At 67.4% G+C, this 19,774-nt stretch carries 20 protein-coding genes; 7 read left to right on the forward strand and 13 right to left on the reverse strand.

Annotated elements, in window-relative coordinates; all coding sequences use genetic code 11:
• Positions 1–59 precede the first annotated feature (59 nt).
• From NN4_RS32970 to NN4_RS33020, 10 genes are all read right to left on the reverse strand, one after another.
• On the reverse strand, positions 60–542 hold the full coding sequence (locus tag NN4_RS32970; RefSeq protein ID WP_147139573.1) for a hypothetical protein: 483 nt from the start codon (positions 540–542) through the stop codon (positions 60–62).
• Positions 539–3,448 (reverse strand): hypothetical protein, encoded by a 2,910-nt coding sequence (locus NN4_RS32975; protein WP_186818749.1) that lies wholly within the window; start codon positions 3,446–3,448, stop codon positions 539–541. The genes NN4_RS32970 and NN4_RS32975 overlap by 4 nt, the downstream gene beginning before the upstream one ends.
• Positions 3,445–5,745, reverse strand: coding sequence for a hypothetical protein (locus tag NN4_RS32980; RefSeq protein ID WP_147139575.1), 2,301 nt, complete (start codon positions 5,743–5,745; stop codon positions 3,445–3,447). The genes NN4_RS32975 and NN4_RS32980 overlap by 4 nt, the downstream gene beginning before the upstream one ends.
• Positions 5,705–6,283 carry a DUF4913 domain-containing protein gene (locus tag NN4_RS32985; protein WP_147139577.1) on the reverse strand — a complete coding sequence of 193 codons (579 nt, stop codon included), beginning with the start codon at positions 6,281–6,283 and terminating at the stop codon, positions 5,705–5,707. Before NN4_RS32985 ends, NN4_RS32980 begins: the two co-directional genes overlap by 41 nt.
• Complete coding sequence (locus tag NN4_RS32990) at positions 6,280–8,277, reverse strand: type IV secretory system conjugative DNA transfer family protein (protein ID WP_147139578.1); 1,998 nt, start codon at positions 8,275–8,277, stop codon at positions 6,280–6,282. The genes NN4_RS32985 and NN4_RS32990 overlap by 4 nt, the downstream gene beginning before the upstream one ends.
• Positions 8,262–8,666, reverse strand: coding sequence for a hypothetical protein (locus NN4_RS32995; protein ID WP_147139580.1), 405 nt, complete (start codon positions 8,664–8,666; stop codon positions 8,262–8,264). Before NN4_RS32995 ends, NN4_RS32990 begins: the two co-directional genes overlap by 16 nt.
• The gene (locus NN4_RS33000) at positions 8,666–8,929 is read right to left on the reverse strand and encodes a hypothetical protein (protein WP_147139582.1); all 264 of its coding nucleotides are present in this window, start codon (positions 8,927–8,929) and stop codon (positions 8,666–8,668) included. The genes NN4_RS32995 and NN4_RS33000 overlap by 1 nt, the downstream gene beginning before the upstream one ends.
• The gene (locus NN4_RS33005; RefSeq protein ID WP_246181208.1) at positions 8,929–9,258 is read right to left on the reverse strand and encodes a WhiB family transcriptional regulator; all 330 of its coding nucleotides are present in this window, start codon (positions 9,256–9,258) and stop codon (positions 8,929–8,931) included. The genes NN4_RS33000 and NN4_RS33005 overlap by 1 nt, the downstream gene beginning before the upstream one ends.
• Positions 9,259–9,487: 229 nt before the next feature.
• The gene (locus NN4_RS33015) at positions 9,488–9,811 is read right to left on the reverse strand and encodes a hypothetical protein (protein ID WP_246181209.1); all 324 of its coding nucleotides are present in this window, start codon (positions 9,809–9,811) and stop codon (positions 9,488–9,490) included.
• The gene (locus tag NN4_RS33020; protein ID WP_246181210.1) at positions 9,808–10,131 is read right to left on the reverse strand and encodes a hypothetical protein; all 324 of its coding nucleotides are present in this window, start codon (positions 10,129–10,131) and stop codon (positions 9,808–9,810) included. The genes NN4_RS33015 and NN4_RS33020 overlap by 4 nt, the downstream gene beginning before the upstream one ends.
• A gap of 120 nt (positions 10,132–10,251) precedes the next feature.
• Between NN4_RS33020 and NN4_RS33025 the strand changes: the two genes are divergently transcribed.
• From NN4_RS33025 to NN4_RS33045, 5 genes are all read left to right on the forward strand, one after another.
• On the forward strand, positions 10,252–11,022 hold the full coding sequence (locus NN4_RS33025; protein ID WP_186818750.1) for a GntR family transcriptional regulator: 771 nt from the start codon (positions 10,252–10,254) through the stop codon (positions 11,020–11,022).
• Between the two features lie 2 nt (positions 11,023–11,024).
• On the forward strand, positions 11,025–11,852 hold the full coding sequence (locus NN4_RS33030; protein ID WP_147139587.1) for a glycosyltransferase family 2 protein: 828 nt from the start codon (positions 11,025–11,027) through the stop codon (positions 11,850–11,852).
• Positions 11,853–11,885: 33 nt separating this feature from the next.
• Positions 11,886–12,506 (forward strand): class I SAM-dependent methyltransferase, encoded by a 621-nt coding sequence (locus NN4_RS33035; protein WP_147139589.1) that lies wholly within the window; start codon positions 11,886–11,888, stop codon positions 12,504–12,506.
• A gap of 157 nt (positions 12,507–12,663) precedes the next feature.
• Positions 12,664–12,873, forward strand: a complete 210-nt coding sequence (locus NN4_RS33040) for a hypothetical protein (protein ID WP_147139591.1) — start codon at positions 12,664–12,666, stop codon at positions 12,871–12,873.
• Positions 12,874–13,102: 229 nt separating this feature from the next.
• On the forward strand, positions 13,103–15,127 hold the full coding sequence (locus NN4_RS33045; RefSeq protein ID WP_186818751.1) for a helix-turn-helix domain-containing protein: 2,025 nt from the start codon (positions 13,103–13,105) through the stop codon (positions 15,125–15,127).
• Positions 15,128–15,257: 130 nt separating this feature from the next.
• On the opposite strand, the gene NN4_RS33050 is transcribed toward NN4_RS33045, so the two are convergent.
• The 3 genes from NN4_RS33050 to NN4_RS45315 form a co-directional block, all read right to left on the reverse strand.
• Positions 15,258–16,130, reverse strand: a complete 873-nt coding sequence (locus tag NN4_RS33050; RefSeq protein WP_147139592.1) for a ParB/RepB/Spo0J family partition protein — start codon at positions 16,128–16,130, stop codon at positions 15,258–15,260.
• A 2-nt stretch (positions 16,131–16,132) separates the two neighbouring features.
• Positions 16,133–16,822: a nucleotide-binding protein gene (locus tag NN4_RS33055; RefSeq protein ID WP_147139658.1), complete on the reverse strand. Its 690-nt coding sequence runs from the start codon at positions 16,820–16,822 to the stop codon at positions 16,133–16,135.
• 212 nt (positions 16,823–17,034) lie between these two features.
• Entirely contained in the window at positions 17,035–17,205 is a 171-nt protein-coding gene (locus NN4_RS45315; RefSeq protein ID WP_186818752.1) for a hypothetical protein, read from the reverse strand.
• Positions 17,206–17,437: 232 nt separating this feature from the next.
• Here NN4_RS45315 and NN4_RS33060 point away from each other — a divergent pair, with 232 nt between their 5' ends.
• Together NN4_RS33060 and NN4_RS33065 are read left to right on the forward strand one after the other, a co-directional pair.
• The gene (locus tag NN4_RS33060; RefSeq protein WP_147139594.1) at positions 17,438–17,899 is read left to right on the forward strand and encodes a hypothetical protein; all 462 of its coding nucleotides are present in this window, start codon (positions 17,438–17,440) and stop codon (positions 17,897–17,899) included.
• Positions 17,900–17,934: 35 nt separating this feature from the next.
• A complete protein-coding gene (locus NN4_RS33065; protein WP_147139596.1) occupies positions 17,935–19,662 on the forward strand; it encodes a hypothetical protein in 1,728 nt (575 codons plus the stop codon).
• Positions 19,663–19,774: the final 112 nt, after the last annotated feature.

Here is a 19,774-nt window from a genome sequence, read left to right on the forward strand (position 1 = left end):
GAACGACAAGCGGGGGGCCCCACCGCTATCACGGCAGGGCCCTCCAGCTGTGTTCTGTGTCAGGGCAGGTCGGCGTAGAGCGACCATTGCACCGTCTTGGATGCGTCGGCGGCGAAGTAGCGCAGGAACGGGTGCCCGCAGTCGCAGCAGCAGGTGACTTCCCAGATGCCGAGATCTTCTTCGTGGGCGGCCAGCGGGTACTTGATCCAGTGCTGGCTGCCGTGAGATCGGCACCCGCTGACGCCGAGAAACCTCGCGGCCTCAGCGCGGGTGTCCGGGAACCGGCCGAATCCGCCCGCGGTGCGCAGCGAGTAGCAGGCCGCCGCCTCGTCGGTGTCGAGCCACTTGCTCATGAACGCCGGACTGAACACCAGGGGCCGCTGATGTTCGGCGCCGGTGCCAGCGTTAAGCATCGCCGGTTCGAGCGCGCTGGCAGTGTGCTCACCTAGCTGGCGAGCCGCCTGAATCCCGCTGTGCAGCAGCTCCTCCCAATCGGGAAGCAGCACCTGGCCGTCCTCGGCGGCCGGTCGTTGGCCGATCACAGGTTGCGCCCCCGTTTCTTTCCGAGGTTCATGCCCGCTCCCGACGCCGTGGAGCGTGCTTTTGGGGCGTCGCTGGGTTCGGTGGCCGCCCCGGCCGGGCGGGCCTGGGAGATGTCGGTCAACAGCAGTGCGGTGATCTGCTCGCGGTCCACACCGAGCGCGGTCAGCTCCTCCACGAGCTGGGTGCGGCGGATCTGGTTGTCCCAGGCCGGTGGGTTGCCGCGCGCGGCTTCGCGCTTGACCTTGGTGCGCTGGGAGGTCGTCGCCGCCTTCAGCGAGGAGGTTTCCAGTTGCCCGGCCACGGCCATGACGTCTTCGGCGATCATGTTGTTGACCCCGGCCGTGGTCAGCCCGTCGCGCAACGCCTTCCGGTGTGCGGCCATCGCGTTGAGCCGGTCTTCGGCCTTGTCACCATCCAGCGCCGCGGATTCGCACTCCTTGCGCAACGCGACCAGGGCGTGGCGGACCGGTTCGAGTTTCGCGTCGGCCGGATCCAGCCCGGCGTCGGTGAGCACCTCGGTGATCTCCTGCGCGGCTTGCTTCGAGCGTTCGGCGGCGGCCTTGTGGTCGTGGCTGCGTTGCAGGCGATACCGCGACTCCTGATCAGCCCACATCGTCTGCGGTGCGACACCGAATCCGGGCTGCTCACCATCGGACATGGTCAGTCTGACCTGATGGCGTTCGATCGCTGTGAGCCCGGAGTCCTTGTGCGCCACAGTCTTTTCGACCTCGGCCTTGATCTCCGCGGCTTTGGTCTGGTCCTCCTCGCTCGCTGAACGGGCCAGCTTCGCGTACTCGGCGATCTGCTCGCCGAGCAGATCCTTGTGGACCGCGCCGGGCCACAACGGCGTCTGCGTGGTGGCCGGGGCCATCTTGATGTCCTTGCCGCGCTGGCGGGCCTTGTCGGCGTCCTCCTTCGACAGATCCGTCATTAGCTCGGTGAGCTGGCGGGTCACCTCGGTGGTGTCCTGCCCCAACGCCAGACGTCGCTGATACTCGATCAGCGCGGTGTCGCCCTTGGCGCGCGCGTCCGAGCTCGCACCCCAGTTGGCCTCGCCGATGTTGGCGCGCGGGTCACCGGTCAGGTAGTCCATCGCGAACAAAACCTTGTCACGATCGGCCGGGCGTGCCGAGGCCAGCAGCAGCTCGACGCGGGCCCGCGCGGACTCCTTCGTTGCTTCGTCCTCACGTGAGGCAGGCCCGGAGGTGCGCCGGTCGGACATGATCCGCGCCGAGGCCTTCGCGTACTCCTCGATCGCCTGGTAGGTGTGCTGGCGCTGGTCGTCGTCGAGCACAGCGACTTCGGCGACGGCGTTGACCGCGAAGCGCTGGGCCATCGCGGCCCGCTCCAGCGCGGCACCGTTGGACCAGGCGTTGCTCACCACCCGATCCAGCGCGCCCTGTTCGAGGCCGGCCTCGATCTCCTCGACGTCGATTCCGTGCAGGTCGCGCAGTCCGGCCGCGAGCTGCTGGCGGGCCCGCTCGGCCTCTGGTGCGTCGTGGCGCCACGCGGTCGCGTCGTACCAGGCATCCAGGACATCGTCGGAAGACGCTGTCTTCCACCACTTCTCCGACCCGACATCGGTGAGGCGGACGGTGGCCATCTTCTTCTCCGCCTCGAACCGCTTCTCGGCGGCCTCGGCTTCGGCGGCCGAGATCTGGGCGGCGATCTTCGCCGACTCCGCGCGGCGCTGTGCGGCCGAGCGCGCCCACTCGGTCAGCAGGCCGAACATCATCCGGGTGAACATGGCCATTTCGCGGGCGGCGTGGTCGATATCGGCTGCGTGCTCGGTCACTGGTGGAACCTCCGTAATCGTGTGGTCCTCAACCGATTCCGGTTCAGGGTGCTGTTCGAGGTCAGCAGGCTGACCGTGGTCGTTGTCGTGGGAGGGCTGCTGCGGGGACGGGGAATGGTCGGCGGGCCCGGCGAGTGCGGCCGTCAGCGCCGAGTCCTCGACGCGGATGAACTCGTCGAGCTCGAGGCCGTGCCCGCAATCGAGGTGATCGGACAGGTCCTTGCCCGTCGCGGCCTCGACCACCAGCAGCTCCCCGACCCGGCCCTGGAGGAGCTGGGCGACGCGGGCGGCGTGGCGGTATCCCGGCTTGTCCTTGTCCGCGACGATCACCACCCGGGCGGCACCGCGCAGCTGGTGGGCGTGCTCGGGTCGGAAACTGCCCGCTCCCATGGCATTGCAGGTCGCGACCAGTCCGGCCGTCCTCGCGCGGTCGGCGTCCTTTTCGCCCTCGACGACCCAGATGGTTTCGCCCTCGGCGACGGCTTCGCGCACGGCGGGCAGGTGGTAGAGCACCGGGGCGAATCCGCCGCCGCTCCAGCGCCCGCCCGCGTCGCACTTGCGCTGCCGGAACACCTTTTCGGTGCCGTGCTCGTGCGGGATGTGCGAGCGCACGACCTCGCCGAGCGGGTGGCCGCGCTCGTCGGTGTAGAGGTAGATCCCGGCCTTGTAGCGGGCCCCGGTCACCTTCCCGAGCCGGTCGCGTTTGGACTCGACCGGGACAGCCTGCCCCTGCACCGGTGTGGGCGACCGGCCACCGTCACGGGCCTGGCCGCCGGTGCGGGATTGCCCGGCGCGTGGCCCGGTTCCGCGGCGCGGCACGTCGAACAGATCCCGCACGTCCAAACCGATCGCGTGCAGCACCTCTTCATCGGTGCAGGTGGTGAAACACCGCACGACGGTCTTGTGCTTGTCGGGGTCATAGATCAGGCCCAGCGACGGATCGTGATCGTCGTGGCCAGGGCAGCGGTACTTGGTCCACTCCCCCGCCTGCGAGGCCGGCCCCGGCTTACGGTGGTGCGCCACGGCGTGAGCGTCCAGCGCGGCGGTGATGCGGTCGAACGACGGCCGCGCGATGGCGGCCGCCATCCTCGATGGGTTCTGCCCACTCACCTGCTGGCTCCACGCTCAGCTCTGCCACCCAGACCGAGACCGTGCGAGAGCGGCCGCCACCACGGCGCCGACGGCTCCACCGACTGCGTGTTCACCGGAACCGGGAACTCCGGCGACGGCGCGACCGAATAAGACACCGGTGCCATCGCCTGCGGCACTGTCGGCCGCGCGGGTGTCATGCCGAGATCGGCGGCGAAATCCATTGCGGTGCTCTGCAACCGATCCCGATCCGCCCGCAACTCGCGCAGCTCCCGCTGATCGGAGATGGCCTGTGCCGCGGCTTTGTCGATCGTCGCTTGCAGGGTCTTCATCTCCCCGCGAGCGTGGCGGTAGTCCGTCTGCAGGCTCTGCCACTCCTGGAGGTGCTCGTGCGCGACCTCGGCAAGAGCAGCGACGACCTCGTCCCGGTTCTCCCCCGCGAGCAGCTGCCCCGCCAGCGACGGGTCGTGAATGATCCGGCTCGCGGTAATGGTCGCCGCGCGACGTTGCTGGTACTCCGAATCTCGATCTGGATCCGGCGCCTCGAACTGGATCTCCCCGGCGATCGCACGGCGCTGTTGGGCCGCCTCCTGCGCCTGCGCCACCTGCTCGGCCATCACGTCACGCTCAGTGGTGTCGCGCTCGATGCGCTGATCCAGCCACGCCTGATACAGCTGAGGCGACCCGATCAGGTCCACGGTGCTCGGCCTGTCCGCACCGCCCAGCACGTTCGGGATATCGATCCGTTCACCGTGGACGAGTGCGGCGACCACGCGCTCGGCGCGATCCTGTTCGTCCTGGCTCAGGTTGTAGCCCTCCCGAACGGTGTAGAGGATCTCGGCTGCTGTGCTGTCGCGCTGTTCCTCCAGCAGGGCGAGCTGGTCGGCCTCGCCGTACGCGGAGTCGAAGTGGGCGCTCAAATCGTCGATCTCCTCGGCCGTCACCTCCAGTGCGGCGATTCGGTCGAGCAGCTCCTCGCGGCTGAGGAATGTGTTCTTCGCCTGCAGCTCGGTGAGCTCGTGCGGGTCGATCTCGATGCGCTTGAGTCCGGGGGCGTTGCGGAACTGCCCATCGCGGTCGATGCCGGGCGCTCGGTGTGCGCCGTAGAGGTTGTGCAGGCGCATGTTTCGTTCGGTCATCCACGTCGTGTAGGCGTCGGTGTTGGTGACCAGCTCCCACACCCGGCCCTCGGTGGCGATCTCGGGGCTGTACTCCCCCGCGGCGAGTGAAGCGATAACGCGTTCGGCGCGGCCGGCCTCCGAGGCGGTGAGGGTGCCGCTGTGGCGGGCGGTGGCCAGGATGTTCTCGGCCAGAACAGCGAAGCGCTGCTCGGCACCGTCGAGGTTCTGGCTGCCCGAGCTCAAGCGCGTCGTGTCCATGAACGGGTCGGCGACGGCGGCGATTTCAGCGAAGGCCCGCTCGACACCGGCACGGTCGAGGATCTGGTGATCCTCGCGGGCCAAGCTGTCGGCGCGGAACGGGCGCAACCGGATGGCGTCGACGAACTCGCCGGCGCTGTTGGTCCAGTCCAGAGGGTCCGCGCTGATCGCGTGCTGGATCGACACCGCCCGCACCTGCAGCCAGGTTTGATAGGCATCGGGGTCGCAGGCCAGCTCCCACAGGCCCTGGCCCGCCGTGCCGCGTACCTGCTCGAAACTCACCGCCGACGCCACCAGGCGTTCGAGGCGGGCCGCTTCACCGGCGGAGACCACCTCACCCTCGCGGATCGTCGACACGATCGCTTCGGCCCGCTCCCGCAAAAATATCTCCCAGGACCGGGCGTCGACCTCGTACTCCTGCGGGTCAGTGGTGACGTGCTCGACCAGCTCGTCGATGGTCAGGCGCAGCTCGTCACGGCTCATCTGCACGGCACGGCGGGGATCGGCGTTGATCGGCGCGAGGAACAGCGCGTCGGGGAACTCCTGGCCGATATCAGCGATGCCCGCGGCACTCAGCCACAGGTCGTTGCCCGCCTCGGGGTGCTCGGCCTGGGTGTTCACCCACGCCTCATACATTTCCGGGTCGGCGATGCGTTCCCACGCGTAGCGCGACTCCCCGCCGTCGAGCAGCTCGGTGACCACGACCTCGGCGCGGGCGGCTTCCCCGCCGCCGAGCGCCTGGCGGGCGCGGATGTTGCCCAGGATCTGGGCTCCCAGCTCACGTGCGGAGCTGTCGACCATGGTGATCGGGCGGGGATCCTGCGGGTGCGCCACGGTGGTGTGGCGGCTGAGTTCGTAGATGGCCTCGATCAATTCGCGCCGGGTGAACGGCAGCGCGTCAGTGGTTTCCGGTGATGCGGGCGAAGAGACGTCCGACATGGTTTTTCCTCCCATTGGTGGTTGTGGAGACAGCCCCGGCACCTGCGACGGCCGGGGAAGACAGAACCGCGCCGGGCGAAGCCAGCGGCAGCGGAGACAGCACGCCGTTGGCGAAATGGCCTTTGACGGTGCAGTAGCGGAACGTGCCGGTGGGGTCGAGCAGCCTGTTCATGTGCGGGGTGCAGTGATCGCGCCACCACACGCTCATGCCGGTCTTGCCATCCAGGCGAAGGTGCTCCCACGCCCGCCACATCGACTCGAACGTCGAGCAGGCCTCGGGGTGGTTCAACCACCACGGGCACCAGGCGATGTCGGTGGTTCCCTCGCCGACCTCGCGGGCGTACATCTTGGAAAACCACTCCACGACCCACGCGATGTGGTTCGGGTAATGCGGTGGCGGCGGCTCCTCCCCGCCCTGCCCGGCCGCGGCCGCACCGCCGGCCGTGCCGCCCTCGGCGGCTTCGAGTGCGTCGATACCGGCGAGCACCTGCTCGGTGAACAGGTCCTCGTCCAGGTCGTCGTCAGGGAACTGGGTCATGCCGCCCCCTCCGCTCGCTCATCACCGCTGTGCTGCGACGGGTCGATGCCGGGGAACTGCGCGGCCGCCAGCGCGGCCGCCTTCTTGGCGGCCGCCTTGATGTCTTCCTTTACGCGTGCGCCGTAGGGGCGATCCCAGTACGGGACCGAGGCGCACAGCACGGCGGGAAAACCGCTGCCGTAGACGATCATTCGACCGCGCGGCAGTGCTTGGATCTCCGAGACCATCAAGGTCTGGCGCTCGACGAGCGAGCGTGACACCGACCGCCCCGAGGCGCTGTGGGACACCGATCCGGTCAGCTCGTTGTGCGGGCCTATCGCTTCAGCGCGCTCACGCAGGAACCCGACATCGTCCAGGCCCGAGCCGAGCACACGGACGCTCGCCGCACCCCAGAGTGCTTTCATGCCTGCCTCACCCCAGCAGCGCGCACCCTGGGCCCAGGACTGCAGCACGGTCATCACGACGATGCCGCGCGAGCCGAAGTGGCTGTATTTCGCGGGCAGATCGCGCCAGCGCACCACGTTGGCGGCTTCGTCGAGCACCGCCGTCAACGGCGTCGGCAACCGCCCGCCGTACGCGGCGGCCCGCTGGATCGAGGACTCCAGCACCGCGGCGGTGAGCGCGTTGAGGATCGGACCGGCCGACCCGGCGCCCTCCATGGACAGCAGATACAGCGTCGAGGAGTCACTCGCGGCGAACGCCCGATGGTCGAAACGACGACGGTTGCCGCCGTGCTCGATCCACGGGCGTAGCTCCGGGGACTTGAGGATTCGGCCCATCTTGCGGGCGGTGCCGAACACCCCCGAGCGCTGCTTGGGATCGGAGTTGTACTCGCCGAACAGGCCTTTGGCGGCCAGGTGGTGCCCGGCCAGATCCAGAATCCGCGCCGGTTCGGTATTCGACTCGTTAGTCAGCCACTCCCACACCTGCGAGATCGGGCGATCCGCCAACGCGGCCGCCAGCATCAGCTGCGCCAGCAGCTCCTCGCCCGCCGGGTCGAAGAACGCGTCCTTCTTCGCGTCCTGGCCGTCATCGCTATCGGCGAAGTGCGCGGCCAGCTTCGAGGCGCGCTCCTCGGCACCCCACACCAGCGTCACCTCGACATCGCGATCACCGATGCCGGCGGGCTCGTCGACGAACACCCCGTCGGCGACTGCGTGCAGCTGTGTTTGCGGTTGGGGCAGTTTCGGGCGCTGCTCCGGGGCGATCACATACGACAGCGGATCCCAGCTCCACGGCTCGCTCTGTCCGGCTATGCGCTGGGGGTCGAACACGAAACACGGCCCGACTTCGGCACGCATCATCGACGTCGCCGCGACCACGTCACTCTTGTTCGAGGTGGTCAGCACCGACCCGGGTGCTTCGAGCACCGCCGGAATCACGCGCGAGGTCGACTTGCCCTGGCGCGGGCCCCAGATATCGACGTGCAGGTCCTCGTAGGAGCCGTAGAGCATGTCCCCGCCGAGCACCGGCATGCCGATCGAGACGCCGTTGCGTTGGGGGACAAGCTGTTTCGCGGCGACCTTCGCATTGGGGAACTTCACATCCAAGCGGTGCGCGGACTCGGCGACCGTGGACGCCAGCAGCGGCTTGAGCGCCCTGCCGCGACCCATGTACTGGGCCCGCTCGTCGATCGGGTGCCGCTCGAACTTCGGGCGCCGGCCTTTGCTCTTGCCCGTGTGCTGCCAGGGCTTGGCGCACGCATACTGCCAGCCCCAGGCGGAAAGACGCAGCGCCACCAGCGAGCCAACCGCCAGCGTTCCTGCCGCCGCCCAGGCCTGCCCCGACCACACGAGATCCTGCGTGACGCCCAGGTGGGTGGCCAGCGCGACCGGGTTCCACGGCACGTCCTGGGCCGGGCCACCGAACAATTCCGCCAACCGCAGCGACGCCGACGCGGCGAAGGACGCACCGCCGATCGCGCCGACCGCGATCACCGGCTTCCACGCGTCGATATCGGCGTGCTGGGCCGGGTCCTTCACTCGGCGATCCATGCCGCCACCTCCTTGATGTCGAACAGCGGGTCCATCAGCGCGGCAAGCTCGATTTGCCTTGTCGCGGCACGGGTTTGGGCGTGGTGGGCGGCGTCGTAAAACAGGTGGCAGCCCTGGCACATGGCCTTGAGGTTCTCCGGGCGGCAGTCCTCGGGAATGTGGTTGAGATGCGCGGTGGTCAGCACCACCCGCGACCCCGTCCCGATCGCCCGCCCGCCGTGGCGGTTGCGGCAACGGCCGTCCTCACCCAGGTGAAAGATCGGGAACACCGGCCGGCCGCACTCCCCCGCGCACTCACACCGGCCACCAGCACGGTCGAACTTGATCGCTCTGCTGATCTCGGCCCAATCGGCCGGGTAGCGGTCGCGGTTCTCCGGACGAATCGGCATCACGCACCGTCCTCGGTGTCGATCCGCACGAAATCCGGGCCGGTCAGCCGGTCGGCGTCGACGAGCGAGCGCCCCGCCAGCGAGCCCTGCGGACCCTGCTCCTCATCGGCCACCACGCAAATCACCAGGCAGTGCGTGTGACCCTTCCAATCGGTCCGCGGCGTCGTGAACGACTCGACGCGCAGCGTGCGCGCACCCTCGCGCACCTCGCGGTAGAGCTGGCCGACACGGACCGTGCCCGCGTCGGTGGCGTAGTGCTCCATTACGCGGCCCCCTCGACATCGGAGGCGAGCAGGCCGCCACGGGCGGCGATCTCGGCCAGCTCCGCGGCAGCGGCGTCACGGTCTGCCTGGCGCTTGTGCGTGCCCGGTAGATGGACCGCCGCGATCACGCAGTTCGTCAGCTCACCCGAGCGGGCCAGGGGCTGCGCCCATTTCGCGCAGTGGGTCAACCGCGGGCACGCTCGGCAGTGCGCCTTCGCCTTCTCGATCGCCCGCCTCTGCCGCCCCGTCGGGAAGAAGATGGCCTGCGGGATGTCCCGGCAGATCCGATCGGCGAACACAACGGGATCGACCAACTCGGCGGCGGTCACCGCGCACCTCCCGACGCCACCGGAGCGGTGGTGCGCAGGCTGCAGAACGGTTCACACGGTCCCAGCTGGCGCGTGGTGGGAACTCCCGACCTTTCTTGGGACGGGAACGCCACGAGAACCAGCAGCATGACCCCTATCGCGAATAGCACGACCAGGCCAAACAACGCCGCGACCGGACCAAGCCACCCAGTCGGCAACATCACCACGACCTGCGGGCGTTCCCGCCCGCTCACCGCTCCACCCCTGTCGCGCGCTCGGCAGCAGCGGCGGTCTTCATCGCCGCCATACCGACCGCTTCAGCGGCCGTCAGCCCGAGTTCGGCGGCCCAAAAAAGGACCTCCGGACGCTGGGGGGCCGCCGCGATCTTCATCGCCTGAAGTGCTCGCCACCCGTCCAACTGCCGGCCTGGCAGGTAGTCGACCGTCCACTTGTCCTGCCCGACGTAGCGGGCGAGATGCGACGTCGACTCGCTCGTCATGAACGCCCGACCCACATGGACTGTGGCGACCGGCCTCGACAGCATCGAGTCCCTGACATGAACCTCGGCAGTCATGACCGCACCGCCCGGTCGATGCCGCGAGCCGGGGCCTCGTACTGCTCGCACCGGGCGACCGCCTCGAAAGCGTCCATGCCCAGCGTCTTGGCCTGGCCACCCAGCAACTTCCAGACCATCTCGACGTTCGGGCTCTCAGCCCACAGCAGCTCGTTCCAGTCGTTGGCGATCTCCGCCAGCACGAGGCCGGCGACTGCCGCACTCGACGACACCAGCTGCTCCGGCCAGAACGACAACCGGAGCCAACCCGGGCGAGCCTCGAACGCAACATGGCTCGAACGCGTTGCGACCAGCCATCTCCCATCCCGCTGTACAGCCATCGGGGTTCCTCCCTGTGTACGATTTGACTTTGCTACGTAGCAAAACGATGAAAGTATTGTTACGTACCAAATCCACAGATGCAATGGTTATTACGTAACAAAACCTTTGAAGGAGGTTCCGTGCCCCCGCCCTCACGGTGGAGTGACATCGCTGACGACCTGCGCGCCCGCATCAAAGCCGGTGAATGGCAGCCTGGCGATCAGCTGCCGACCTCACGGCAGCTGATGGAGCACTACGAGGTGAGCAACCCGAACCTGCTCATGCGAGCGATTGCCGCTCTACGAGCCGAGGGCCTGCTGATCGCCGACCCCAAAGCCCCACGCCGCGGCGTCCGAGTCCGAGCGCAGCACTTCTTTCAGCGCGAGCTGGACGCCTACCGGCAGGAGTACCGCGAAGCGCTCGCGGGCCGGGACCACAGCTTCGAGAAGATCTCCCACATCGAGACAGGGGTGGACGTGGACGTCACCTACGAGGTCATAGATCCGCCGGAAGACATCGCCGAGACGCTCGGTACCTCCCAGAAGGTCCTGCATCGGACGTTCACGTATCTGGCAGACGGCACCCCGCACCAAGTCAGCGACTCCTACATGACCGCCGAGCTCGCGCAACGGCTCGGGCTCGGCCAACCGACGGATGAGCGGCCCGGCCGCACCACTATCGCCTGGCTCCTCGACGCGGGAATTCAGGTGACACACACCGCGACGACTCTGCGCGCTCGGATCCCCAATCCTGAAGAATCAGCGCGGATGGCCACGGTTCCCGGTGTGCCCGTCTTCGTGCACAAACACACCCTGTACGCCGGAGACCTCGCTGTCGAGACAGGTGGCGGTCTTGTCGCCGCGGACCAGATCGAATACACCATGTGCGCCGACCTGACCAAGGAAGTCTGACCATGCTTGTTTCCGTACTGACAGCAGTCCACCAGCCTGGCGCCGCGTACCTACCCGAGACGCTCGCCAGCATCGAAGCCCAGACACTTCCTTCCGGCTGGGAGCTGGAATGGGTGCTTCAAGAAGACGGACCTACCTCAGACATCGCGGACCTCGCCGCTGATCATCCGTGGGTGCGCTACGCGGCCAACGGGGAAAAGCTCGGCATCGCCGGCACTCGCAACCTCGCGCTGAATCGTGTCCGCGGCGAACTGCTCCAGGTGCTCGATGGTGACGACCTTCTCCTGCCCCACGCGCTCGCAACTCTCCTCCCCCACTTCGCCGACCCCGGTATCCATTGGGCACTGGGTCAAGCTGATGATCTGCTGCCTGATGGTTCGCGAAAGTCGTTCCCTCCCTACCCTGGCCTGGATTTCGGTCGCGTGCCCGCGGGCAGCGTCAACGACTGGGCTCTCGACTCCGGCGGTAGTTGGCCCGTTCATTGCGCCGGCCTGATGCTCCGTACCGCGTCGGTTCGTGTAGTGGGAGGTTGGGGTGGCGTACCTACCAATGACGACCTGGTCATGCTCGCCGGGCTGTCCGGAATCGCTGACGGCTGGTTCGATGACACCGTGACTTGGCTGTATCGCCAGCATGACGCGCAGACGGTGCGCACTGCTCATCACCGAACCTGGGGAGATGAAACCAGGCGAATGGCTCTACAGCGTGCCGCTGCTGTCCGCAACTCGGGCCTGCGGCTGCCCGATGCGAAAGCAGTCGACACCAGCTACGACGTCAGGGTCGCACCCTCGCTCAAAGCCACGGTTCCCGTTGCAGACCAACAAGCTTGATCGGAGGTGGGCAGACGCGGACGGAGTAAGTGAATGGGTCTGAGTCACCTGAAGCACCTCGCTGATGAGGCACGAGCAAGAGGAAGTTCGGGTGAGGGTTCGGCGGATGCCGCCGAACTCGCCTATCTCGCTGGTCTCGCCAAGGGATCGGACGTGCGGCTGATAGCTGAAATCGGTTTCAACGCAGGGTTTTCCAGCTACACCTTCCTGGAAGCCAACCCTGACGTGCACGTGTACTCCTTCGACCTAGGAGAACACGACTACGTGCACCTGGCGAAGGACTACATCGATGGGATGTTCCCTGGGCGGCACACGCTGATCCTCGGCGATTCGACTCAAACTGTCCCCGAGTTCTGCGCCAGTGGTCAGGTACCCCGCTTCGATCTCGTGTTCATCGACGGTGGGCACTCGTACGAAGTCGCCAAGGCTGACCTGCACAACATGAAGGGCCTAGCCGACAGCAACACCGTTCTCGTCTTCGATGACCTTGTGCCATGGAGATTTTGGGGCGAAGGCCCGACTCGTGTGTGGCAAGAAGCGCTCCAGGACAGGTACGTAGACCAAACGCTGCTGATCAAGGACGGAGAGATCACAGCCACGATCGCTCCCCCCGGCAAACGTTGCTGGGCTGTTGGGCGGTACCGATTTGAATAGCTTCGGCCCTCTACCGAACTCGGTGAACAGCCATGCGCCGGAAGGGCATTCCACACAGCCGGTGCGGATGCGTGAACCGAGTACACAACAGCGTTGTGAAGATCGGCACGGCGCGCCTCCCACACCATCCCTCGAGATCCAACTAGTACTTACTCTTATGGCGAGACCCGCGAAACTGCCGAAGACGAAGCCTGTCGGCACGAACTTGTCGCACGAGGTCGTGGTCGCTCTTGATGACGCGGTCAAAGAGCTCGGCATCAGCAAGCGTGCCCTGCTAGAGATCGTGCTCCGGCGCGAACTCGGACTGCCCGCATACCCCGGTGCCCCCGCCCCGCACCATCAGGAGGCGCTACCCATCTCGGCATAGCTCAGAAGAAATCCCCACCCACCGTCTCCACCACACGGTGGTTATGACCCCGTAAACGACGAAGGCCTCCCAGTTGGCGCTGGGAGGCACTTCAAAGTCCCTAAGGACCACGCTTTTGCAGAGCGGCCCTAAGGGTAGCAAGGGCTCGAACTTTCGACCAAGCATCCACACCGGTGCGGTCGGTCATGGTTCGCCGAATGTGCCTGCCCAGCTACCCGCACACGGAGAATTGCCAGCTCAGGCCACCGATGCCCCCGAGCTGGTTTTCGCGTGTCTTGCGCCACTCATCGCCGCGACGCGGTCGATGTGGCTGATCAATCCGGTCACGAACCAATTCCTAAGCCGGGCCCGGCGGTTGTCGAAGCGACTGCCGGATCTGCCCGCCGCCGTGACGTTCTGGCTACGCCAGACCCGCACCACCACCCTGCTGGTGTTCGACCTCGACCCCAAGGACCTGGGGCCCACGGCGGTGCTGCGCGATTTCGTATGGTTGCGGGCCTTGCTCGTCGAGGCCGGCGCCGAGGTAGTCAGTGACCACAACCCCGCCACCGGCGGCCGCCACCTGATCGTGCCGCTGGCGCACGGCGAGGCCCTGCACAAGTCGAGCCTGGAAAAACTGATGTGGCTGCTCGCGTCACGCCTGCCGACCCTGGACCGCGCTCCCATGGACAACGACAAGCTCGGCGCGATCGTCCCGCCCGGTTCCCGGACTCGCCAAGGCGGACACCGGATCCTGGACGGAACCCTCGCCGACGCGGTCGCGGTCCTGACCCATCGCCGCGTCGAGTTCGGTCTCGTCGCACGACTGTGCCTGCTCCTCGGCGACTCCCTCATCTCCCACTCCCCCACCATGAGCAGCTCGCGCTCCAGCACGCCCGAAACCGGCCCAGGGCAGCGCTACACGCGCGGGGAACGCCCCATCGACGTCTGGGAAGGCGAAGGCGACCAGCAGCGGCTACAGCCGTCCTGGCGGGGCACCAGCGCGTTCCCGGTCGCGTCCGAGGCCTTCGCGACGTCGGGTGCGACGGTGCCGGGCCGCTACAAGTCGGCCTCGGAGTGGCGCCAGAGCGTGCTGTGCGCGGCCGCGCTGCGCGGAATGAGCCTCGCCGAGGTCCGTACCCGGATGCGCTCGGACTGGGTGGGCATGGCCGCCACCTACGCCCGCTACGAACGTGACGACGAGATCGACCGCGCGCTGCGCCGGGACTGGAGCCATGCCTGCGACTGGGTCCAATCGCATCTTGGTGAGTTCGTCCGGTGCGCTACACACAGTGAACGTGAACAGCACACACCCCCCGTAGTTGATCACGGAAAACCAGCGCTCCCGACAGAGACTCCGCACTCGGACTGGCTTGCTCGCGCAACCGCCTGGACCTACGCCACCTGGCCAGGTCAGAACCGTCGCTGGCAGGTACTCGCGGTATTCCAAGCACTGGCCTACGCCGCCTATGTCGCCGGGCGGATGGCCCCCGATGACACACCGTGCGTCGAAGTCGGAGTGCGCTCGCTCGGTCTGCACGCCGGCCTGATGGCACACGAGACGGTCGCCTCGGTCCTGGCCGAGGTCCGGGAGATTCCCGGCAGCCCAGTCTTCCGCACTCGGCGTGCCGCGGGCACCAACGCCGACGAATACAGCCTTGTCACCGCACGCCGCGCCGAGAACCTCGACAAACTCACTGACCCGGTCCCGCTGGAGCGGATCAGCGTCGTGCCGGTGCACGACGCCTGGCTGGTCCTGGGCCTGCACAAACGCGCCATCTACGAACTAATCACCCGCACCGGGCTGACCACGGCCGCCGACGTCCTCGCGGCCGCGCACGTCGCCCGCAGCACTGGCCAAGACGTGCTCGCCGCACTCGCCCGCGACGGCCTGATCACCCGCAGCCGCGGCAGCGTCGCACCCGGACCGATCTCTCTCGCCGACATCGCCGACCGCCACAATCTGCACGCCATGCGAGCCGTGCGCCTCAGCGAGGTCAAACAACAGCGGGCCGCGTGGCGAACCTGGCTCGAAATTCGCTTCGGCCTGGTCACAGACCCCACCACCGACACCGAGCCCTCGAACATCCCAGCTGCCCCCTGGGACAGCGACCACATCCTCAACGAGATCATCTGGGCTGCCCAAATCGCGGCGGGCCCACCCGAACCGCCCTACCCCGGTCTTGACGACCCACCCGAGCACGACCCGGCCGACCCCGACGCCCTGGCCCTCACACTCCTACAGGATCAGCTCGGTGCGGTACTCCTGGTATGACACCCCCTGCAGGCACGCCAGGTGGTGGCGCCTGCGTTTGGTTCACTACCCGGACCAGCTCGGTGGGGCGCTTCTCGTATGCCGTTCTGCATGCGGTTTACCGCGGTAAACCGCATGCAGAACCAGGGGATCAGCGGGTGCTGTGGAGTTCTTTGACCAGGGCGGCGAGCATCGGCGCGGGAAGATATTCGCGCAATGCCTGCGCGAGTACGGCCGGTTCGGGCTCGAACCGGCTAAGCGCCTTCGCGATGCGGGGTGCACTCGCGGGCCGAGGTTGTTGCCCTGTCGACGGTTTGGCGGTGGCGTCTCCGTCGGGCTGCTTGTTCGAGGCCCGTTCCTGCTGCGCCTGCCAGGCGGCGACCTGCTCCTCGAGCGGGACACGGGCGAGGCTGCGGGCCACGCGGAACGCGAGCTCGCCCGCTCGCAAGGCAGCCTGCAACTCCGGAGCCAGGTCGAGCACCGCTCGCCGTTGCGAAACCCACCCTTTGGACCGTTTCAGCTGTGCAGCGGCACCATCGGCGCTGCCACATGCGATCGCCAGCTGGTCGACGGCACGAGCCTCCTCCAGTACATCGAAGTCCCGGCGGCCGATGTTCTCGTCGATGGCCGCAGTCAGGAACGTGACCGCGTCCTTGGCGACCTCGTCCTTGACCACGAACTCGAGAACATCGCACCCGTACTTACGTGCCGCGGCGAGGCGCCGGTTCCCGGTGACCACCACCCAGCGGGCATCACCGATCAGCTCGGCATCGTCAGGGAACAGCGCCAGGTATGCCTTGCGTGTGACCACCAGAACGGGCTGGAGCTGGCGCTCGGCGATGGAGGCCAGGTCACTCAGGTCGCCGAGTTCCTCACGCGGATTGCGCGGGTTACCCGCCAACTGCTCCAACGGCGCCGAGGTCGGCGGTCCGCTCGGTCGCTTGGGCTGCTGTGCCACCGGCGAGTTCGCGCCGACACCACCGGCCAGCGATGTCAGATCTACTCGTTGACCACGTCCTGCCATCGTCACTGCCCTCCTACCTGCAACTCCAGCGCGAGCCGGTAGAAGTCTTCCCGGGCCTGCATGCTGACGCGATTGGCCGGATAGTCGATGACGGTCAGCCCGTCCGCGGAGGCGCGGGCGTGGATCTTGTAGCGGCGGATCACCGTCTTGGCCAGCGGCCATCCGCCTGCCTTGACGAATCCCTTCGTCTGCTCCAAATCGCCTGTCCCGTCGCGCGGATCCCAGTTATTGACCACTACGACGTACGGGACCCCGCGCGGTTCCAGCACTTTCCGGATCGTCTGCGCGGTCGGATCGAAGGTCAGCGGCTCTGTCGTGATCGGAACGACTACGAAGTCGACCACATCGAGCACCGCTCGCAGCGCGGCGGCCGCGGCGCCGGTGCCCAGCGGATCGCCGTCCTCATCGTCGTCGGACAGATCGATCCAACCCGGAGTATCGACATAGACGTGCTTCATGCCCGGCAACTGGGGGAGTTTGCGCAACCCATCCAGATCGTCATGGGCTTGGGCGATATGAAACGGCAACTGTTGCAGGCGATTCGCCCACCACAACGCCGAGCCCTGCGGGTCGATCGACACCGCCGTCACAGGAGAGGAGGCCTCGGGGTCATCACCGCCGGCCACATCGGCGGTCACTGCCGCCAGGTTCACGGTGATCGTCGACTTCCCGACGCCACCCTTCTGATTCATCACGGCAAGAACACGCGCCACTTCAAACCTCCGTACGCTTCGCCCGCACTTCACGGACTACTTCGGATGGCCCGCAGCATACGGACACCCCAGGCCGGTGCCCAGGCATTGCGTGGCGACGCGCCGAACATGTGCTCTGCATCGGTCGGTTTACCGCGGTAAACCGAGCGGATCTCAACTCCGCAGGATCTCTACCATGCAGATTCCGCGCCTTAGCTCGGCCGCGGAGGCAGCTGATCGGTGTCATGAACCAGCCAGCGCAAGAACGCGACGACGTGTGCGTTCAGATTCGATCCGACGTCGGCGACGGCCACCTTCGCGCGCTCATGGAGATCTGGATCCGGGCGGACCGTCATGACCGGAAAACGGTGCTGACTAGGCATTCTTCCATCATTGCACAGGTGGACGTCCACCGCGTGGATTGGTAGAATCGAAGGTGGACGTCCACCTTCGACCAGGGGATATGATGCCGCACGCGATGACGGGAACGGCAGGTATGTCGAGCACGAACTCCCCTCGTTCAGCACGCCGGTTGCGCAGCGAACTCGAACGCCTGAGTACCGAACTCGATGCGGTGCGCGGTCAACACCTCACCGCAGGGGAGAGGAGAACGACATGACCGATGAGCTGCGACCGTTCGAGCCATGCCCGCCCGGGTTGGTGCATGGTGATGACGGGCCGATCGAGGCGTGCTCCGACATTCGGTGCGGTTTGCGCAGCGATCACCCCGGCGATCATGCGAGGCTCAGCGTCGGCGGCACGGTCATGGCGATCTGGCCGGCAGTGCGGCTGACCGAGTCGCGAGTGAGCGCTCTCGCGCAGCTGCTCGCCGCGTCGGCGGTGCTCGTCGATGCTGTCGCCAACGCCGAGACTGTCGCCACCCGCATCCGTGTCGAGCACGGCGATGACCCGGTGCTACGCCGACTGGCTGCGCTGTTCCTGCGGCAACTGCCTCGCTCGGACTATCTTCCCGTGACATCAACCTCCCGGCCCGGCGCCGCAGCACGAGAGTGGCGCGAACTCCTCGAAGACGCCGCCCGCAGCCTGGGCGGGCACCACGAGCGGAGCTTTCAGTGACTACTCACCCGCACCACCTCGACAGGAGCGACCGGATGAAACCCGACACCCCTCACACCGAGACCCCGCCGGAGGTGCAGGCGCTGGCCGAGCAGCTGCACACCGCACGCGGGCGGCTGGCGCTGCTAAGCGGCGACGCTGCCGCGGTGCTGACCGAGGTGCCCTCCGAAGCCGAGCTCGAGGCCAGGCGCAATCAGGCGGAGTGGCGGCGCGGCGAGTTGCTCAAGGCTGAGCGTGCCGAGCTGGCCGAGCAGCTCGCGGCCGCGGCCGCGCTGCGCGAGGCGAACAAGAAAATCCTTGACGCCGACATCCGTGACGCGGTCGACGCGCGCCAGGCGCTGGCGCAGCAGCGGCGTGCGGAGACGCCGACCTCGACGGTGGCCTCGTTACACCGCTACAGCCGGTGGACGACACGCGGCGGCGCCGTCATCATCGCCGCGGGCCTGGTGTGGAGCGGAATCAATGTCCAGCAGAACATGGCGCCCGGCGGCGTGCACGACCCGTTGTTCTGGGCCTCGTTCCTCGTCGACGGCATGATCTCCGGTCTGCTCATCATCATCGCGCTGGGCACCGGCAAGGTTCGCGAGACCGGCGTCGAGCCCTCGACCGGGATCCGGGTGACCGAGTTCGCGTTGTTCGGCCTCACCTTGGTTCTCAACACCTACCCGCACCTGCGCGCCACCCACTGGTACGCCGCCGGCCTGCACGCTGTCGCCCCGGTCATGATCGGCGCGACGCTGGTCGCGTTGAACTACCTCGGTAAGGACTACGTCCGTGCCCGCGCCGAAACGGCCAAACTGATCGACGGCACGGTGACCGTGCAGCTGCCACAACTGGCGACCGTGCACACCGTGCACCCCACTCCCAGCTACCCGTCCGCGCCGGGGGAAACCGTGCACCGTGCGGCCGAGCTCACCGACTCGACCGTGCACCCCTCCCTCGGCCAGGCCGCCGAGACCGTGCACCGTGCAACCGAGCCCGGGACTGGAACCGTGCAGACATCGAGCACCGTGCAGCCGGAGACCGTGCACCGTGCAGCCGAACCGGCCGCGGCCCCCGTAGCTGTGCACACCGTGGAGGACGAGGTGCACACCGAGCAGCACACCGAGCAGTTCGGTGACGACAGCCGCGCCGCGGTCACTGCGGCGAGCAACAGCGCTGCGGCATCGAGCCAGGCAGTGCAGGCGAGCACCCCTCATGCGGACGCACCTGTGGCGCCGAGGCGGGCACCGCGCTCGGTCTCCTCGACCGTGCAGACCCTCAAGGAGGAGACCGAGCCGAGCGTGGAACCCGCTCCCTCGACCGTGCAGCCGAGCCCGTCGGCCGAAGAGGTGCACGCACCCGTTGCGAGCACCGAGCAGGCGGCGACCGTGCAGAAACCGAGCACCGTGCACCCAGAGGCCACACTCGAAACCGTGCACCGTGCAGAAACCGAGCAGGCCGAAACCGAGCAGGCACCGGCGACCGTGCAGCCGGAGACCGTGCACCGTGCAGCCGAGCCCGCAACCGATCGGTACTCCGTCGAAGATGTCGAGTTGTGGCCCCTGGCCGTGGAGGTGCACGCTCGTCTCAAGCGCACCAAATTCAGCGTCGAGACCGTCGCGAAGGTGCTGATCGCCCACCGCCGCCAAGGGCTCGGTGTGGACCGCATCTACCGCGACAAGATCGGCCCACACCGCGACATCACCAGCAAATGGCTCGAAATCGCCGCGCAGATCGAGGCGGAACTCGCGCCGGTCATCACCCTGCGCGAGCGTGGATAGGCGCGCGCCTCTACGGGAGCACCAGAGCACCGACACCCGAAAACGCGACAGTCCCCGGCGGGCCGTAACCGCCGGGGACTGTCGCGTTTTCGGAGCCTACAGGCTGCCGCCG

Origin of the sequence: Nocardia ninae NBRC 108245 (genome assembly GCF_007990755.1) — a bacterium.
GTDB classification, from domain to species: domain Bacteria; phylum Actinomycetota; class Actinomycetes; order Mycobacteriales; family Mycobacteriaceae; genus Nocardia; species Nocardia ninae.

What these genes read in the sequence shown, in the direction of transcription:
- NN4_RS32980 (WP_147139575.1), bottom strand. Translation starts at nt 5,745, where the DNA reads ATGTCGGACGTCTCTTCGCCCGCATCACCGGAAACCACTGACGCGCTG.
- NN4_RS32985 (WP_147139577.1), bottom strand. Translation starts at nt 6,283, where the DNA reads ATGACCCAGTTCCCTGACGACGACCTGGACGAGGACCTGTTCACCGAG.
- NN4_RS32990 (WP_147139578.1), bottom strand. Translation starts at nt 8,277, where the DNA reads ATGGATCGCCGAGTGAAGGACCCGGCCCAGCACGCCGATATCGACGCG.
- NN4_RS32995 (WP_147139580.1), bottom strand. Translation starts at nt 8,666, where the DNA reads ATGCCGATTCGTCCGGAGAACCGCGACCGCTACCCGGCCGATTGGGCC.
- NN4_RS33000 (WP_147139582.1), bottom strand. Translation starts at nt 8,929, where the DNA reads ATGGAGCACTACGCCACCGACGCGGGCACGGTCCGTGTCGGCCAGCTC.
- NN4_RS33015 (WP_246181209.1), bottom strand. Translation starts at nt 9,811, where the DNA reads ATGACTGCCGAGGTTCATGTCAGGGACTCGATGCTGTCGAGGCCGGTC.
- NN4_RS33020 (WP_246181210.1), bottom strand. Translation starts at nt 10,131, where the DNA reads ATGGCTGTACAGCGGGATGGGAGATGGCTGGTCGCAACGCGTTCGAGC.
- NN4_RS33030 (WP_147139587.1), top strand. Translation starts at nt 11,025, where the DNA reads ATGCTTGTTTCCGTACTGACAGCAGTCCACCAGCCTGGCGCCGCGTAC.
- NN4_RS33035 (WP_147139589.1), top strand. Translation starts at nt 11,886, where the DNA reads ATGGGTCTGAGTCACCTGAAGCACCTCGCTGATGAGGCACGAGCAAGA.
- NN4_RS33040 (WP_147139591.1), top strand. Translation starts at nt 12,664, where the DNA reads ATGGCGAGACCCGCGAAACTGCCGAAGACGAAGCCTGTCGGCACGAAC.
- NN4_RS33050 (WP_147139592.1), bottom strand. Translation starts at nt 16,130, where the DNA reads ATGGCAGGACGTGGTCAACGAGTAGATCTGACATCGCTGGCCGGTGGT.
- NN4_RS33055 (WP_147139658.1), bottom strand. Translation starts at nt 16,822, where the DNA reads ATGAATCAGAAGGGTGGCGTCGGGAAGTCGACGATCACCGTGAACCTG.
- NN4_RS45315 (WP_186818752.1), bottom strand. Translation starts at nt 17,205, where the DNA reads ATGCCTAGTCAGCACCGTTTTCCGGTCATGACGGTCCGCCCGGATCCA.
- NN4_RS33060 (WP_147139594.1), top strand. Translation starts at nt 17,438, where the DNA reads ATGACCGATGAGCTGCGACCGTTCGAGCCATGCCCGCCCGGGTTGGTG.
- NN4_RS33065 (WP_147139596.1), top strand. Translation starts at nt 17,935, where the DNA reads ATGAAACCCGACACCCCTCACACCGAGACCCCGCCGGAGGTGCAGGCG.